Annotated in this window: 11 protein-coding genes and 1 pseudogene; 8 read left to right on the top strand and 4 right to left on the bottom strand. The window is 71.4% G+C overall.

The window, feature by feature from the left end; translation table 11 throughout:
• Nucleotides 1-113 precede the first annotated feature (113 nt).
• The 8 genes and pseudogenes from GSY65_RS32025 to GSY65_RS31990 all read left to right on the top strand — a co-directional run bounded on the left by GSY65_RS32025 (nt 114) and on the right by GSY65_RS31990 (nt 9,845).
• Nucleotides 114-1,133 (top strand): carbohydrate kinase family protein, encoded by a 1,020-nt coding sequence (locus tag GSY65_RS32025; RefSeq protein WP_159775102.1) that lies wholly within the window; start codon nt 114-116, stop codon nt 1,131-1,133.
• 55 nt (nt 1,134-1,188) lie between these two features.
• Nucleotides 1,189-2,469 (top strand): ABC transporter substrate-binding protein, encoded by a 1,281-nt coding sequence (locus GSY65_RS32020; RefSeq protein ID WP_159775100.1) that lies wholly within the window; start codon nt 1,189-1,191, stop codon nt 2,467-2,469.
• A 124-nt stretch (nt 2,470-2,593) separates the two neighbouring features.
• Nucleotides 2,594-3,478 carry a carbohydrate ABC transporter permease gene (locus GSY65_RS32015; protein ID WP_159776617.1) on the top strand — a complete coding sequence of 295 codons (885 nt, stop codon included), beginning with the start codon at nt 2,594-2,596 and terminating at the stop codon, nt 3,476-3,478.
• Nucleotides 3,475-4,344: a carbohydrate ABC transporter permease gene (locus GSY65_RS32010; RefSeq protein ID WP_159775098.1), complete on the top strand. Its 870-nt coding sequence runs from the start codon at nt 3,475-3,477 to the stop codon at nt 4,342-4,344. The genes GSY65_RS32015 and GSY65_RS32010 overlap by 4 nt, the downstream gene beginning before the upstream one ends.
• Before the next feature lie 29 nt (nt 4,345-4,373).
• The gene (locus GSY65_RS32005) at nt 4,374-5,327 is read left to right on the top strand and encodes an alkaline phosphatase family protein (RefSeq protein ID WP_443043277.1); all 954 of its coding nucleotides are present in this window, start codon (nt 4,374-4,376) and stop codon (nt 5,325-5,327) included.
• Between the two features lie 74 nt (nt 5,328-5,401).
• Nucleotides 5,402-6,211 (top strand): annotated as a pseudogene (locus GSY65_RS32000) (glycoside hydrolase family 2 TIM barrel-domain containing protein); the annotation flags it as partial.
• 94 nt (nt 6,212-6,305) lie between these two features.
• On the top strand, nt 6,306-8,159 hold the full coding sequence (locus GSY65_RS31995; RefSeq protein WP_159775096.1) for a LamG-like jellyroll fold domain-containing protein: 1,854 nt from the start codon (nt 6,306-6,308) through the stop codon (nt 8,157-8,159).
• 24 nt (nt 8,160-8,183) lie between these two features.
• The gene (locus GSY65_RS31990) at nt 8,184-9,845 is read left to right on the top strand and encodes a PHP domain-containing protein (RefSeq protein ID WP_159775094.1); all 1,662 of its coding nucleotides are present in this window, start codon (nt 8,184-8,186) and stop codon (nt 9,843-9,845) included.
• 135 nt (nt 9,846-9,980) lie between these two features.
• On the opposite strand, the gene GSY65_RS31985 is transcribed toward GSY65_RS31990, so the two are convergent.
• From GSY65_RS31985 to GSY65_RS31970, 4 genes are read right to left on the bottom strand one after another with little or no spacing between them, the layout of a single operon-like run.
• Nucleotides 9,981-10,436 (bottom strand): MaoC family dehydratase, encoded by a 456-nt coding sequence (locus GSY65_RS31985; protein WP_159775092.1) that lies wholly within the window; start codon nt 10,434-10,436, stop codon nt 9,981-9,983.
• Between the two features lie 32 nt (nt 10,437-10,468).
• On the bottom strand, nt 10,469-11,971 hold the full coding sequence (gene menE, locus GSY65_RS31980) for an o-succinylbenzoate--CoA ligase (RefSeq protein WP_159775090.1): 1,503 nt from the start codon (nt 11,969-11,971) through the stop codon (nt 10,469-10,471).
• Nucleotides 11,972-12,021: 50 nt separating this feature from the next.
• Nucleotides 12,022-12,900: an amidohydrolase family protein gene (locus GSY65_RS31975; RefSeq protein WP_159776614.1), complete on the bottom strand. Its 879-nt coding sequence runs from the start codon at nt 12,898-12,900 to the stop codon at nt 12,022-12,024.
• A gap of 20 nt (nt 12,901-12,920) precedes the next feature.
• The gene (locus GSY65_RS31970) at nt 12,921-13,838 is read right to left on the bottom strand and encodes an SDR family oxidoreductase (protein ID WP_159775088.1); all 918 of its coding nucleotides are present in this window, start codon (nt 13,836-13,838) and stop codon (nt 12,921-12,923) included.
• Nucleotides 13,839-13,955 lie beyond the last annotated feature (117 nt).

Below are 13,955 nucleotides of genomic sequence, written 5' to 3'. Positions count from 1 at the left end.
TCGTCATCCTCAATCATTTCCATGCTCACTTCTGCTCGGGTATTGACCAATCTCTCGGATCAGCGCACGATTCCCCGCATCGAATTTGAAGAGTTCTGACGAGAGGTGCACGCGTGGACGACGACCGGCCCGATGTGCTGCTGACCGGGCTGCTCTTCTACGACCTCGTGCTCACGGGGCTGGGAGGGCCACCGACTCCCGGCGAGGAGATCTGGACCGAGGGCATGGGCTGCGGCCCCGGCGGCATCGCCAATCTCGCGGTCGCCGCCGCCCGGTTCGGCCTGCGGACCTCCCTGGCCACGGTCTTCGGCGACGACTACTACGGCGGCCACTGCCGCGAGGTCCTCGCCGGGCAGGAGGGCGTGGACCTCTCGCTCTCGCGCACCGCGGACGGCTGGCACACCCCCGTCACCGTCTCCCTGGCCCAGGGCCACGACCGGGCCCTCGTCACCCACGGCCAGGAGCCGCCGTACTCGCAGGACGCACTGATGGGCGAGCCGCCCGAGTCGCGCACCGCGCTCGTGCACATCGAGGCCGAGCCGCGCGAGTGGCTCGCCAAGGCGGCAGCGAACGGCACGCACATCTACGCGGACGTCGGCTGGGACCCGACCCGGCAGTGGTCGCGTGACCTCCTCGGCCAGCTCGCGCTGTGCCACGCCTTCCTCCCCAACGAGACCGAGGCGATGGCCTACACCCGCACCGACAGCGCGGTGGCCGCGCTCGGCACGCTCTGCGAGCTGGTGCCGGTCGCGGTCGTCACCCGCGGCGGGGCCGGCGCGGTCGGCGTCGACCAGACGACCGGCGAGTACGCCGAGGTCCCCGCCCTCGACGTGGACGTCCTCGACACGACCGGCGCCGGGGACGTGTTCGGCGCGGGTTTCGTCGCGGCCTCACTCGGCGGCTGGCCGCTGGAGGAACGGCTGCGGTTCGCCGTCCTGGCCGCCGGCCTGTCGGTACGGCACCACGGCGGGGCGCTCGCGGCCCCCGGCTGGTACGGCGTCGCGCGCTGGTGGCGCTCGCTGACCGACCCCGCCCTGAAGAGGACCTACGGCTTCCTCGCGGACCGCATCCCGGCGGACACCGGGCCCCCGGTGCGCCACGCCCCGGTCACCCCACCCGCACCGCTGCCCTGAACCCCCCGGAAAAACGCCCCTCAGCACCACGAACCGGAACAAACAGGAGTGTCCCGTGGACCTTTCTCGTAGAGGCTTCCTCCAGGCCGCCGTCCTCACCGCGGCAGCCTCCGGACTGACCGTCGCCTGCGGCGGCGGCTCCGCGTCCGGCGGTACCAAGAACGGCAAGAACCTGACCATGTGGTACTGGGGCGGCGCCCTCAGCGACAAGGTGGTCGCCGAGGCCAAGACGCACTTCAAGGGCCAGGTCAAGCTGACCAGCGCCTCCATCGGCGGCGACTTCAAGCAGAAGCTGACCACGACCCTGGCCGCGGGCGGCTCCTCCGTGCCCGACATCACCGGCATCAAGGGCGAGGACATCGCCTCGTTCCTGCCCAACGCCGACCGCTTCCTCGACCTGAACGACCTGGGCTTCAAGAAGGTCTCGTCCCGGTACCTGGAGTGGAAGACCAAGCTGGCCCGGACCAAGGACGGCAAGCAGATCGGGTTCCCGATCGACATCGGCCCCACCGCCCTCTTCTACCGCGCCGACCTGTTCGACAAGGCGGGGCTGCCGGACGCCCCGGCCGAGGTCGCCGCCGAGGCCAAGACCTGGGACGACTACTTCGCGCTGGGCACCGAGCTGAAGAAGGCGCTGCCCGGCACCTTCCTGGTCAACAACATGGGCTCGGTGTTCAGCATCGCGGTCGGCCAGGGCACCGTGCGGTTCATCGACGAGGACAACCGCTTCATCGGCGACCAGGACCACATACGCGCCGCGTGGGACACGGCGATCCGCGCCTACCGGCTCGGCCTCGACGCGAAGATCAACGACCAGAGCTGGAACTCCGCCATCGGCAAGAGCCTGACCACCGAACTCGGCGCGGCCTGGCACGCGTTGGACATCGAGTCGGCGGCCCCCGACACCAAGGGCGCGTGGCGGGTCTGCGCGACCCCGGGCGGGCCGGCGAACCAGGGCGGTTCCTACCTGACGCTGCCGAAGCAGTGCCGCAACCCCGAAGAGGCGTTCAAGATCATCAGCTGGATGCTGAGCCCCGAGAACAACGCCAAGAGCTTCACCGACGCCGCCATCTTCCCCGCCTCCCCCGCCTCGTACGCGATGCCGGCCATGACGGGCCCCGACGCCTTCTTCGGCGGGCAGAAGATCATCGAGGTGTTCGGGCCGGCCGCCGAGGCCATCCCGGTGAGCTACGAGGCGCCCGCCGACTCCGCGGTCATGGCGCCCTTCATGGCCGAGCTGACCGGCATCGAGGCCAAGGGCAAGAAGCCCGACGACGCCTGGAAGGACGCGGTCTCCCAGGCCCGGCAGATCGCCCGGCGACAGGGGGTGAGCTGAGGTGTCGTCCCCTCCGGTCACCGGCACCGCCGCGGTGCGCGAGCGCCGCGGCGGGCCGGGCCCGGCCCGCTTCCGCCCGCGGCGCACCCCGCCCGCGGGCGCCGCCCGGCCCGCGCGGCGCGGAGTGCTGTCGTACTGGCGGCAGTACCTGGCGATCTCGCCCTTCTACCTGGTCTTCACAGTCTTCTCCTTCGGGCCCGTCGTCTACTCGCTGTACCTGGCGTTCCAGCGCTACGACGGCCTGGGCACCAAGCAGTTCGTGGGACTCCAGCAGTTCGAGTTCCTCTGGAACGACCCGGTCTTCTGGCTGTCGATCCGCAACACCCTGGTCATCTGGGTGCTGTCGACCGTCCCCACGCTGTTCGGCGCCCTGGTGCTGGCGACGCTGCTGCACTCGGTGCGACGCCTCAAGGGCTTCTACCGCATCGCCCTGTACGTCCCGAACGTCACCTCGATCGTCGCCGTGGCGATCTTCTTCGGGGCGGTGTTCAGCAACGACTTCGGCCTGGTCAACGCGATCCTGGGCATGGTCGGCATCGATCCGGTGCCGTGGCTGAGCGATCCGTGGCTGATCAAGGTGGTCATCGCCCTGCTGATGACCTGGATGTGGACCGGCTACAACATGATCATCTACCTGGCCGGGCTCCAGGCGATCCCGCAGTCGGTCTACGAGGCGGCGCGGATCGACGGTGCCGGGCCCGTCCGGACGTTCTTCCGGATCACCGTCCCGATCATGCGGCCGATCATCCTGTTCACCGTCGTCGTCTCCACGATCAACGGACTGCAGAGCTTCAGCGAACCCCAGGTCCTGTTCGCCAGCAACGCCGCCAACCAGAACCTCGGCGGCCCCGGCCAGGCCGGTCTGACCACGCTCCTGTACTTCTACCAGTCGGCCTTCCTCGACAACGACTACGGCTACGGCGCCGCCATCGTGTGGGCCTTCTTCGTACTGATCATCGTGCTCGTCGTCGTCAACTGGCGCATCGTGCAGCGAGGGAGGACGTCATGACGGCCACGGCCACCACCCGGTCGGCCACCGGGGCGCGGCGGCCCCGCCGGCCCAAGGGACTGGGCACGCACGCCCTGCTCGTACTGGCCGTCGTGATCTCGGTCTTCCCGTTCCTGTGGACGATCGTGATGGCGACCAACACCACCCGGGACATCTACCAGAGCCCGCCGAAGACGACGTTCGGCTCGCACCTGCTGGAGAACATCCGCAACGTCCTCGACACGGTCGACTTCTTCGGGTCGATGCTCAACACGGTCGTCGTCGCGTGCGTCACCACGGTCCTGGTGCTGTTCGTCGACTCCCTGGCGGCGTTCGCCTTCGCCAAGTTCGACTTCCCCGGCCGGAAGATCCTCTTCGGCACGCTGCTGGTGTTCATGATGCTGCCGCTCCAACTGGCCGTCCTGCCGCAGTTCATCCTGATGTCGGAGATCGGCTGGGTCGGCATGCTCAAGGCGCTGGTGTGGCCCGCCCTGTCCAACGCCTTCGGCATCTTCTGGCTGCGCCAGTACATCGAGAACGGCGTCCCCGACGAGCTGCTCGACGCGGCCCGCATCGACGGCGCCGGGTTCTTCCGCCAGTACTGGAACATCGCGCTGCCGATGATCAGGCCCGCGATGTCCTTCCTCGCCATCTACGCCTTCGTCGGCGCCTGGAACGACTACGTGTGGCCGCTGATCGTGCTCACCGACCCGGACCACGTCACGCTCCAGGTGGAGCTGGCCCAGCTCAACGTCGGCCACAACACCGACTACAGCATGGTCATGGCCGGTGTGCTCATGGCGTCCCTGCCGCTGGTGATCGTGTTCTCCGTCTTCGCCCGCGGATTCATCGCGGGAGCCACCGAGGGTGCGGTACAAGGCACCTGACACACCGGCCGTCGAGAAAGAGGTGCACCGTGGTGGATGTCGTCGCAGCGGGACGACCGGAGCGGGGCAAGGTGCTCGTGGTGGGCATGGACGGACTGCGCTGGGACCGGCTGACGCGGTCGCCGTCCGCCGCGCCCGTGCTGCACGGCGTCATGGCCGCCGGTGCCTGGGGCAGCAGTCTGCTGCCGTACGGCGAGGCGGACGGCGAGGCCGGGCGCGGGCCGTCCACGAGCATGGCCCACACCGACTCGGGGCCCGGCTGGTCCAGCATCCTCACGGGCGTGTGGCCCGACCGGCACGGGGTGACCGGCAACGACTTCGTCGGTGCCGACTACGCCCGCTACCCCGACTTCCTCAGCCGCGCCGCCTCCGTGCGGCCGGGCCTGCGCACGGCTGCCGCCGTGTCCTGGCCCACCCTGGTCCGCCGCGGCACCCTCGGCCCCGGCATCGGCCGGCGGGTGCGCTTCAACGGCGAACGGCGCGGCTACGGAACGGCGGACCGGCTGGTCACCCGCACCGCCGTGCGCTGGCTCACCAAGCGGGACCCGGACGCACTGTTCGTGTACCTGGGCGCCACCGACGAGGCCGGCCACGACACCGGTCCCCTCTCCCCCGCCTACGACCAGGCCCTCCTCGACCAGGACGCCCACCTCGGGCGGCTGCTGGACGCCATCGAGGCCCGGCGCTCCGACCCCGCCCGCGCGGACGAGCGGTGGACGGTGCTGGTCACCACCGACCACGGGCACCGGGACGGCGGCGGCCACGGCGGCGACAGCCACGCCGAGCGCGAGGTGTTCGTCGTCCTCGCAGAGCCCGGCATGCCCGGCGGCACCCGCCTCGACGAACCCCGGCTCGTCGACATCGCCCCCACCGCCCTGGACCGGCTCGGCATCCCCGTCGCCCCGGAGTGGAACCTCGCGGGCCGCGTCCTGCCCCGGCCGGCCACACCCCGCATACCGGCCCCGAGCCCGGAGCGGTCATGACCGACGCGCTGCTCGCCCCCGTCCTCCCCCCGGGCCGGCCCCGCCGCCCGCGACCTCGCCGCGGAGGACGCCCGCCGATGAACGCCCCGTCGAGCCCCTGGCCCCGCGCCACCGATCCCCCGGCGCACGCGCTTCCCGGCGAGCAGACCAGGCCGCTGATCCGGTGCGAGTACGCGCACGCCATGGGCGAGAGCAACGGCACCCTCGCCGACACGTGGGCGGCCATCGAGGCGACCCCGGGTCTTCAGGGCGGGTTCATCGGTGAGTTCCGGGACCACGGCATCCTCCAGCGTGTGAACGACGGACGACCGGCCGGGCGTGGGGGCGCCGGGCTGTACGACAACGGTGTCACCGCCCCCGGACCGCGCCGGGCGTACGGCGGTGACGTCGACGGGACGATCCACGACGGCGCGTTCGTCGCCGACCCGGTGGTCTTCCCCGGCCGCACCCCGAAGCCGGTGATGTACGAGCACCGCGAGATCGCCGCCCCGGCACGGCTGTCCGTCGAGGGCGAGGGCGCCTGGCAGGTGCTGCGGCCGGTCGGGCACCACTCGGCCGCCGTCGACGAGCTGTTCACGCCGTGTCTGCGCCCGCAGGAGAGCGGTGGGCGGCACGGTGTACGGCACTTCACGCCGTCGGGGGCCGGTCACGAGCTGTCGGTGCGGCTCGACGGGCCCCGGCAGGTCTCCGTCAACCGGTACCGCGCGGCGGACCTCGCGGCCGTCGGGCACCACGACGAGCCGGTGCCCCGGCCGGGCTGTGTGGTGCACATCCACGCGGCGTACCGGGGCCTCGGCACGGCGTCGTGCGGGCCCGACACCTCACCGTCGTATCGCGTGCCGCCGGGCGTCCACCGCTGGTCGTGGACGCTGCGCGCGCGCTGAACCCACCCCCCTCCCCCCCTCTCACTCCTTTCCCCCTCGCTTCCCCCTCCCCCCTTTCCCTCGGACCTTCCACGGACTTCCCCACGGAGCACAGGTGTGTACTTCGCATGAGCACGACCAGGGCGAGGCGGCCCCGCAGGCCGGCGCCGGCAGACGGAACTTCCTGCGGGCGACCGCGCTGATGGGTGCGGCGGGGGCGGTCGTCCCGGCGGCCGGGACCGCGGGGGCCGCCGCCGAGTCGCCCGCGGTGGCGCGGTGGCGGCCCGACCCCGACAGCCGCCGGTTCACGCTGGCGGTGATGCCGGACACGCAGTACCTCTTCGACGGGCCGAGCATCGACAGGGCGCCCGTGGAGGCGTCCCTGCGGTACGTGCTGGAGCACGGGCGGGAGGAGAACATCGTCTTCCTGTCCCATCTCGGCGACCTGACGCAGAACGGCACACGGCAGGAGTGCGGGGCGATCGGCGAGGCGTTCCGGCTGCTCGACCGGAGGGGCGTCGGCTACAGCGTCCTCGCGGGCAACCACGACGTCCGCTCCTCCACCGACGACCAGCGGGGCCCGACCCCCTACCTGGATGTCTTCGGCCCCGAACGGTTCGAGGGACGGCGGACGTTCGGGGGCGCCTCCCCGGACGGCTACAACTCCTTCCACCTCTTCGAGGCGGGCGGGCGGCGGTGGATGGTGCTCGCTCTGGACTGGCGGCTGTCGGCGAAGGGCTACGCGTGGGCCGAGGCGGTGCTGGCGCGGCACCCGAGGACGCCGGTCGTGCTCACCACCCACGAGCTGGTCGACGCGGACGGCTCCCTCTCCCCGTACGGACAGCAGCTGTGGGACCGGCTGATCGCGGACCACGACCAGATCTTCCTCGCGCTGGGCGGGCACTACTGGCCGGCGGCCCGCGCGGTCCGGCGGAACGCGGCGGGCAACGACGTCCATCTGCACCTGACGAACTACCAGAACCGGTACTTCGGCGGCGCCGCGATGATCCGTCTCTACCGCTTCGACCTCGACCGGAACACCGTCGACGTGGAGACGGTCTCCCCGTGGATCCTCGGCCGGGCGGCCGAGGGCCTCAACGAGCTGGAGCGGCAGGAGGCCGAACTCTCAGGCCAGGCCGACCGGTTCACCGTCGGCCTCGACTTCGAGAAGCGGTTCGCGGGCTTCGCCCCGGTGCCCGCGCGTCCCGCACGGCCCGTGTCGAGGATGCTGGTGCGGGGCACACTCGCGTACTGGCGGTTCGACGGCGAGGCCGACGGGACGAGCGTCGACGGCCTCGTACGGGACCGTTCAGGGCACGGCAACGACCTCACCCTGGTCACCGTCCGCGGCGGCACCCTCACCTACTCCGCCGACCACCACCCGGACCAGCCGGGCCACGGCAGCCTGGAGTTCCGCGGCGGGAAGCCGCCGCTGACGGGCGCCTGTCTGCGGACGGTCGACGGGGCACCCCTGAACTCGGCGACGTTCGCCGACGGTTACACCATCGAGGCGTTCTACCGGCTGCCCGCCGACTGGGACCCGGCGCGCCACGCGTGGGCCGGCATCCTCGGCCGCACCGGCACGGGCGGCGCCGCGGGCAGGACCGAGGACGACCCGGACGAGCCGCTCGCCACGCTGTCGCTGTCGAACGACCGCGAACCGCAGTGGGCGGCGCGTCCGCTCAACCAGCAGGGCGTCGCGACCAACTGGGGCCACGAGACCCCGCTGGAGACGTGGTGGCACCTCGCGGTCGTCAACGACGGCCGGCACACCACGCTGTACGTCCAGGGCTGCCCGGTCGTCCGCAACCCCAGGGCCGCGGCCGTCGGCCTCACCTCCGTGGGACTGCCGTGGATCCTCGGCGGCTACGAGTACGCGGGGAGGATCGACCAGATCCTGCACGGACGGCTCGGTGACGTCCGCGTCGTCGGACGGGCCCTGCCCGTCACCTCGTTCATGAACCACTGACCTCCCGGAAGGCTTCGCACGACCATGTCCGAACAGCAACTGCCCGACTGGGCCGATCCGTCCGTCTCCCCCGCCGCTCTCGACGCGCAGGGCCTGTCGCGCCGTGGCCTCCTGCGCGCCTCGGGCCTGTTCGGCGCGGCCTTCGCCCTGGGCTCCGTGGCCGCGCCCGCGGCCGCCGCCCCCAGAGGCCACAGCGGCGACGACCCGCGCCTCGCCTACCTCGTAGGCGACCACCACGTCCACTCCGTGTACAGCCACGACGCCAAGTACACGTTCTCCCAACTGGCCGCGGCGGGAGCGAGGTACGGCCTCGACTGGATGGTGTTCACCGAGCACTCCAACGTCGGGCACGCCGACCTCGGGGCCGCGCTGGAGCACCGGGAGATCCTCCGGGCCCGCGCCGAGAACCCGCGTCAGCTGATCTTCCAGGGCCTGGAGTGGTACATCCCGGCCGCCGAGCACGGCACGGTCTTCACGACGCCCGGCCCCCACGAGGTCGACCTGCTCACCCGTTTCGAGCGCGCCTACGACGGCAAGCTGCTGGGCTACACCGACGGCTCCGTGGGCGGCGCGGACACGGCCCGCAACGAGGCGCACGCCGTCAAGGCCGTCCAGTGGCTGGCGGAGCAGCGCCGTTCGGGGTACGTCGACGACGTACTGGTGCTCGCCAACCACCCGATGCGGCTCGGCATCGACTCCCCGCACGAGCTGCGTGCCTGGCGGGACGCGGCCCCCGAGATCATGATCGGCATGGAGGGCGCGCCCGGCGCCCAGGGCGCCGCGATCCCCGGCTGGCGCGGCGCGAACTCCGTCCGGGGCGAGTACGAGAACAAGCCGTCCGCGCAGTCCTGGCCCGGCTACCCGGCGGAGGCGTACCTCACGTACGGCGGTTTCGACTGGTCGACGGCGACCGTGGGCGGACTCTGGGACTCCCTGCTCGCCGAGGGCCGACTGTTCTCGGTCACCACCAACTCGGACGCCCACCGGATCGTGTTCGACACCTGGAAGAACGGCGACTGGCCCGCCGGGCAGACCTTCGACACCACCGGCAAGCTGCCCGACCCGGTGAACACGGACACCCCGCAGCCCGGCAGCGACTTCTGGCCCGGCCAGTTCAGCCGCACCCATGTGGGGGTCACCCGCTACGGCTACCGGGCCGTGATGGCAGGCCTGCGGGCGGGCCGCGTCTGGCTGGACCACGGTCATCTGCTGGACGGCCTGGAGGTCCGGGTGAAGCGGGACCGCACCCCCGGCCGGGGCGTGACGCTCGGCGGCCGGCTCCGGGCCCGCAGGGGCGAGAGACTCACCCTGACGGTGACCGTGACGACGGCTTCCCGCCCCAACCCGCAGGGCATCCTGCCGGAGTTGGCCCACGTCGACGTCATCCGGGGCGCGGTGCGGGGCCGGGTGGCCGACCGGGACTCCTGGCGGGCGCCGGACACCAGGGTCGTGCACACCGAGGACGTCGGGGGCCGCAAGGGCACGTACACCCTGCGGGTGCCGATCACGGTCGGCGACGAGCCGTTCTACCTGCGGCTGCGGGGCAGCGACGGCAACCGCAGCGGCCCGGGGTACCTGGGGGCCTCCGTCGACCCCCACGGACCGATCCCGCACGCCCCGGGCGACGGCGACCCCTGGCAGGACACCTGGTTCTACACGAACCCGGTGTTCGTGGACGTGCGGTGAGCGTCGGGTCCGTTCGAGGGCGCGGGGGGGAGTCCGGCCGACGGCGGTCCGGCCGTCCCCGCGGGAGGGCGGAGCGCCCATGGGGGAGTGCTCCGCCCTCCGGCGTCACAGGGGTGCCCCGGTGCGGGGCCCCCGTCAGGCGTAGAACCGCGACAGGCTCTGCAGCACGGCCGCCGGCTTGGGAGCGCCCTCGATCTCGATGGTGCCGTCGACGGTGATCTGCACGCCGCCCGGAACGTCCTCCACCGAGGCCAGCCTGCCGACGAGGCGGATCTTGGCGCCGACCTTCACCGGGGAGGGGAAACGCACCTTGTTCAGACCGTAGTTGACCTTCGTGGACACGCCCTCGACGTCCAGCAGCTCGGTGAACAGCGGGATGAACAGCGACAGGGTCAGGTAGCCGTGCGCGATGGGGGCGCCGAAGGGGCCCTCGGCGGCCTTCTCCGGGTCGACGTGGATCCACTGGTGGTCCCCGGTCGCGTCGGCGAAGGTGTTGACGCGCTCCTGGGTGACCTCGATCCACTCACTGGCGCCGAGGTCGCTGCCGGCGAGCTTCTTCAGCTCGTCGATGCCGTGCACGGTGATGCTCATGTTTCCTGCTTTCGAGAGGAGTTGATGATCGGTCAGCCGTTGCCGTAGCGCTTGCGCACCCGGGCCTTCAGCAACTTGCCGGAGGCGGTGCGGGGCAGCTCCTCGGCGATCACGACCGACTTGGGGATCTTGTACTTGGCGAGCCGTCCGGCCAGTGAGGCCAGCACCTCGTCGGGGTCCAGGGCGGCGCCCTCGCGCGGGACGACCACCGCGCGCGGCACCTCGCCCCACTTGTCGTCGGGTACGCCGATGACCGCGCACTCGACGATGTCGGGGTGGGCGAGGAGCTGGTCCTCGATCTCGGCGGGGTAGACGTTCTCGCCCCCGGAGATGATCATGTCCTTGATGCGGTCGACGATGAAGACGTACCCGTCCTCGTCGACGCGGGCGGCGTCCCCGCTGCGGAACCAGCCGTCGGCGAACACCGCGGCGGTCTCCTCCGGCAGGCCCCAGTAGCCGGGCATGACGTGCGGGCCCCGGACCACGACCTCGCCGGGCTCGTCCACGCCGACCGGGGTCATGTCCGGCCGGACCACCCGCACATCGCTGAAGAAGTGCGGGACGCCCGCGGAGCCGGCCTTGCTCACGGCGTGCTCCGCGTCGAGGAAGAGGGTGCCGGGCGCGGCCTCCGTCATCCCGTAGCCCTGGAGGAAGGTGAGCCCCCGCTCCTGGAACGTCGCGATGAGCGGGGTCGGCACCGGTGAGCCGCCGCAGGACAGCATCCTGAGCGACGACAGGTCCGCGTCGGCCCAGCGCGGGTGCCGGGCCACCTGGTCGAACATCGTGGGCACGCCGAACATGAACGTGATCCGGTGCCGCTCGATGAGGTCGAAGGTGTCCTCCGGCACGAACGACTCGACCAGCACGCACGTGCCGCCCTTGAGCAGCACGGGCAGGGTGAGCATGTTCAGCCCGGCGGTGTGGAACAGCGGGGCGGAGACCAGGGCGCGTTCGTCGGCGATGACGTCCTGGTCGACGAGGACGTTGACGGCGTTCCAGATGATGTTGCCGTGCGTGAGCATCGCGCCCTTGGGGCGGCCGGTCGTGCCCGAGGTGTACATGATGATGCAGGTGTCGTCGGCGGTGACGGGCTGGTCGATCGGCTCGGTGTCCGCCCCGGCCAGCAGCGCCTCGTACTCGGCGCCGGTCTCGACGTACGTGCGGACGTCGGTGTCGCCCGGCAGTCCCGCGACGAGTGCGGTGAACCCGGGCGCGTACACGAGGGCCTTGGCGCCGGAGTCGGTGAGCTGGTAGGCGATCTCGGGTCCGGCGAGGCGGGTGTTGAGCGGGACGAACACCGCGCCGAGGGTGCCGGCGGCGAACAGCGTCTCCAGGTAGGAGGGGTGGTTCGGTCCCAGGTAGGCGATGCGGTCGCCGCGGCGGACGCCACGGGCGCGCAGGGCGTGGGCGAGGCGCGTGGTGCGCTCGTACAGCTCCGCGTAGGTGATGCCGGTGTCGCCGTGGATCAGCGCGGTGCGCTGCGGGGTCTTGCGGGCCCGCCGGGCGGGCCACGACCCCAGTCCCTCATTGCGCATGTCTGTGCCCCTGTCCGTCGTTGCACATGGGGGTGTCCCTCACGGCGTGGTCATGGCTTCGTCAGGCCGAGCAGCCGGGCGGCGTTCTCCTTGAGGATCTTCGGCTTGACCTCGTCCTTGATCGTCAGCTTCTCGAAGTCGGCGAGCCAGCGGTCGGGGGTGAGGACGGGATAGTCGGAGCCGAAGAGGACCTTGTCCTTGAGCAGGGTGTTCGCGTACTGCACCAGCTGCGGCGGGAAGTACTTCGGGGACCACCCGGACAGGTCGATGTGCACGCCCGGCTTGTGGGTGGCCACCGCCAGCGCCTCGTCCTGCCAGGGGAAGGACGGATGAGCCAGGATGATCTTCAGATGGGGGAAGTCGGCGGCGACGTCGTCCACGTGCAGCGGATTGGAGTACTTCAGCCGGATGCCGCCCCCGCCGGGGACACCCGCGCCGATGCCCGTCTGCCCGGTGTGGAAGAGGGCGATGGTGCCGGTCTCCTCGATGACCTCGTACAGGTCGTACGCCACCGAGCGGTCGTTGGGGAAGAAGCCCTGGATGCTGGGGTGGAACTTGAAGCCCTTCACCCCGTACTCCTCGACCAGGCGGCGGGCCCGCTTCACACCGGCCCGGCCGCGGAAGGGGTCGATGGAGGCGAACGGGATCAGCACGTCCGCGTTGGCGGCGGCCGCCTCGGCGACCTCCTCGTTGGGGACGGGCTCGGTGCCGGTCGCGGACTCGGCGTCCACCGTGAAGATCACGGCGGCCATCTTCCGCTCGCGGTAGTAGGCGGCCGTCTCCTCCAGGGTCGGCTTGCGCTTGCCCTCGACCTTGAAGTACGCGGAGGAGGCGTCGTGGAGGTGGTCGTCCAGCGACGACGTGCCCTTCTTCGACGACACCTCGGCGTGGGTGTGGACGTCGATCGCGACCAGTTCGTCGACGTTCATGACGGGACCTGCGGTGCTCATCACGCCTCCGGGATCCTCGGGGCGGGGATGCCCACGGTCTGCGGTTCGGCGCCCAGCGAGGTCGGCCAGACGTCGGCGAGCGCCTCGGGGGTCCAGCCGCCGTTCGCGTACGCCGTCTTGATCTCCTGCGGGTGCGACCAGAGTGCCACCTTGTCGCCGCCGATGCCGATCGCCTGGCCGGTGACACCGCGGGCGGCCTCGGAGGCGAGGAACGGGACCAGGGCGGCGCAGTCCTCGGGGGTGCCGAAGCCCTCGCCCTTGCGCAGGAAGTCCGGGAACGGCTTGCCCTCGCGCAGGGCCTCCACGTAGGGGGCGAAGACCGGGATGGTCTCGGTCATCGCGGTGGCGGCGACCGGGATGATCGCGTTCACGGTGATGTTCGCGCGGCCCAGCTCCATCGCCCAGGTACGGGCGAAGGCGGCGATGCCGGCCTTGGCGGCGGCGTAGTTCGTCTGGCCGAAGTTGCCGCGCTGTCCGGCCGGGGAGCCGACGAGGATCAGGGTGCCGCCCTCGCCCTGCTCGCGCATGCGGATCGCGGCGGCGCGGGCGCAGGTGAAGGTGCCCTTGAGGTGGGTGGTGATCACGGCGTCGAAGTCGTCGTCGGACATCTTCCACAGCACCTTGTCGCGGAGGATGCCCGCGTTGGTGACGAGGATGTCGAGCCGCCCGAACTCCGCCACGGCGCGGCCCACCAGCCGGTCGGCGGCCTCGGTGGTGCCGACCGGGACGACCTCGGCGACGGCCGTGCCGCCCGCCTCGGTGATGGCCTTCACGGCCGCTTCGGCCACGGCCTCGTCGATGTCGTTGACGACCACGGAGGCGCCGGCGGCGGCGAGGGCCTGGGCGTAGGCCAGTCCGAGGCCACGGCCACTGCCGGTGACGACGGCGACCTTGCCGGTGAGATCGATGCTGGGCACGAGTGGGGTCCCTTCGGAATGACAGCGCGGATGGCTGCGCGGCTTCGAAATCGAAGTTAAGAGCAATAGTTGTTGACGTCAATAGTTGTTGAGCCGAGGTCTTTGAGGCATCCTGTG

This window comes from Streptomyces sp. HM190 (genome assembly GCF_009857135.1).
GTDB classification, from domain to species: domain Bacteria; phylum Actinomycetota; class Actinomycetes; order Streptomycetales; family Streptomycetaceae; genus Streptomyces; species Streptomyces heilongjiangensis.
This window is presented reverse-complemented; position numbering and strand designations above follow the sequence as displayed.

Bases quoted from the DNA above. Each gene is read 5' to 3' on its own strand.
- GSY65_RS31985 (WP_159775092.1), bottom strand. From the start codon at position 10,436: ATGAGCATCACCGTGCACGGCATCGACGAGCTGAAGAAGCTCGCCGGC.
- GSY65_RS31975 (WP_159776614.1), bottom strand. From the start codon at position 12,900: ATGAACGTCGACGAACTGGTCGCGATCGACGTCCACACCCACGCCGAG.
- menE (WP_159775090.1), bottom strand. From the start codon at position 11,971: ATGCGCAATGAGGGACTGGGGTCGTGGCCCGCCCGGCGGGCCCGCAAG.
- GSY65_RS32010 (WP_159775098.1), top strand. From the start codon at position 3,475: ATGACGGCCACGGCCACCACCCGGTCGGCCACCGGGGCGCGGCGGCCC.
- GSY65_RS31990 (WP_159775094.1), top strand. From the start codon at position 8,184: ATGTCCGAACAGCAACTGCCCGACTGGGCCGATCCGTCCGTCTCCCCC.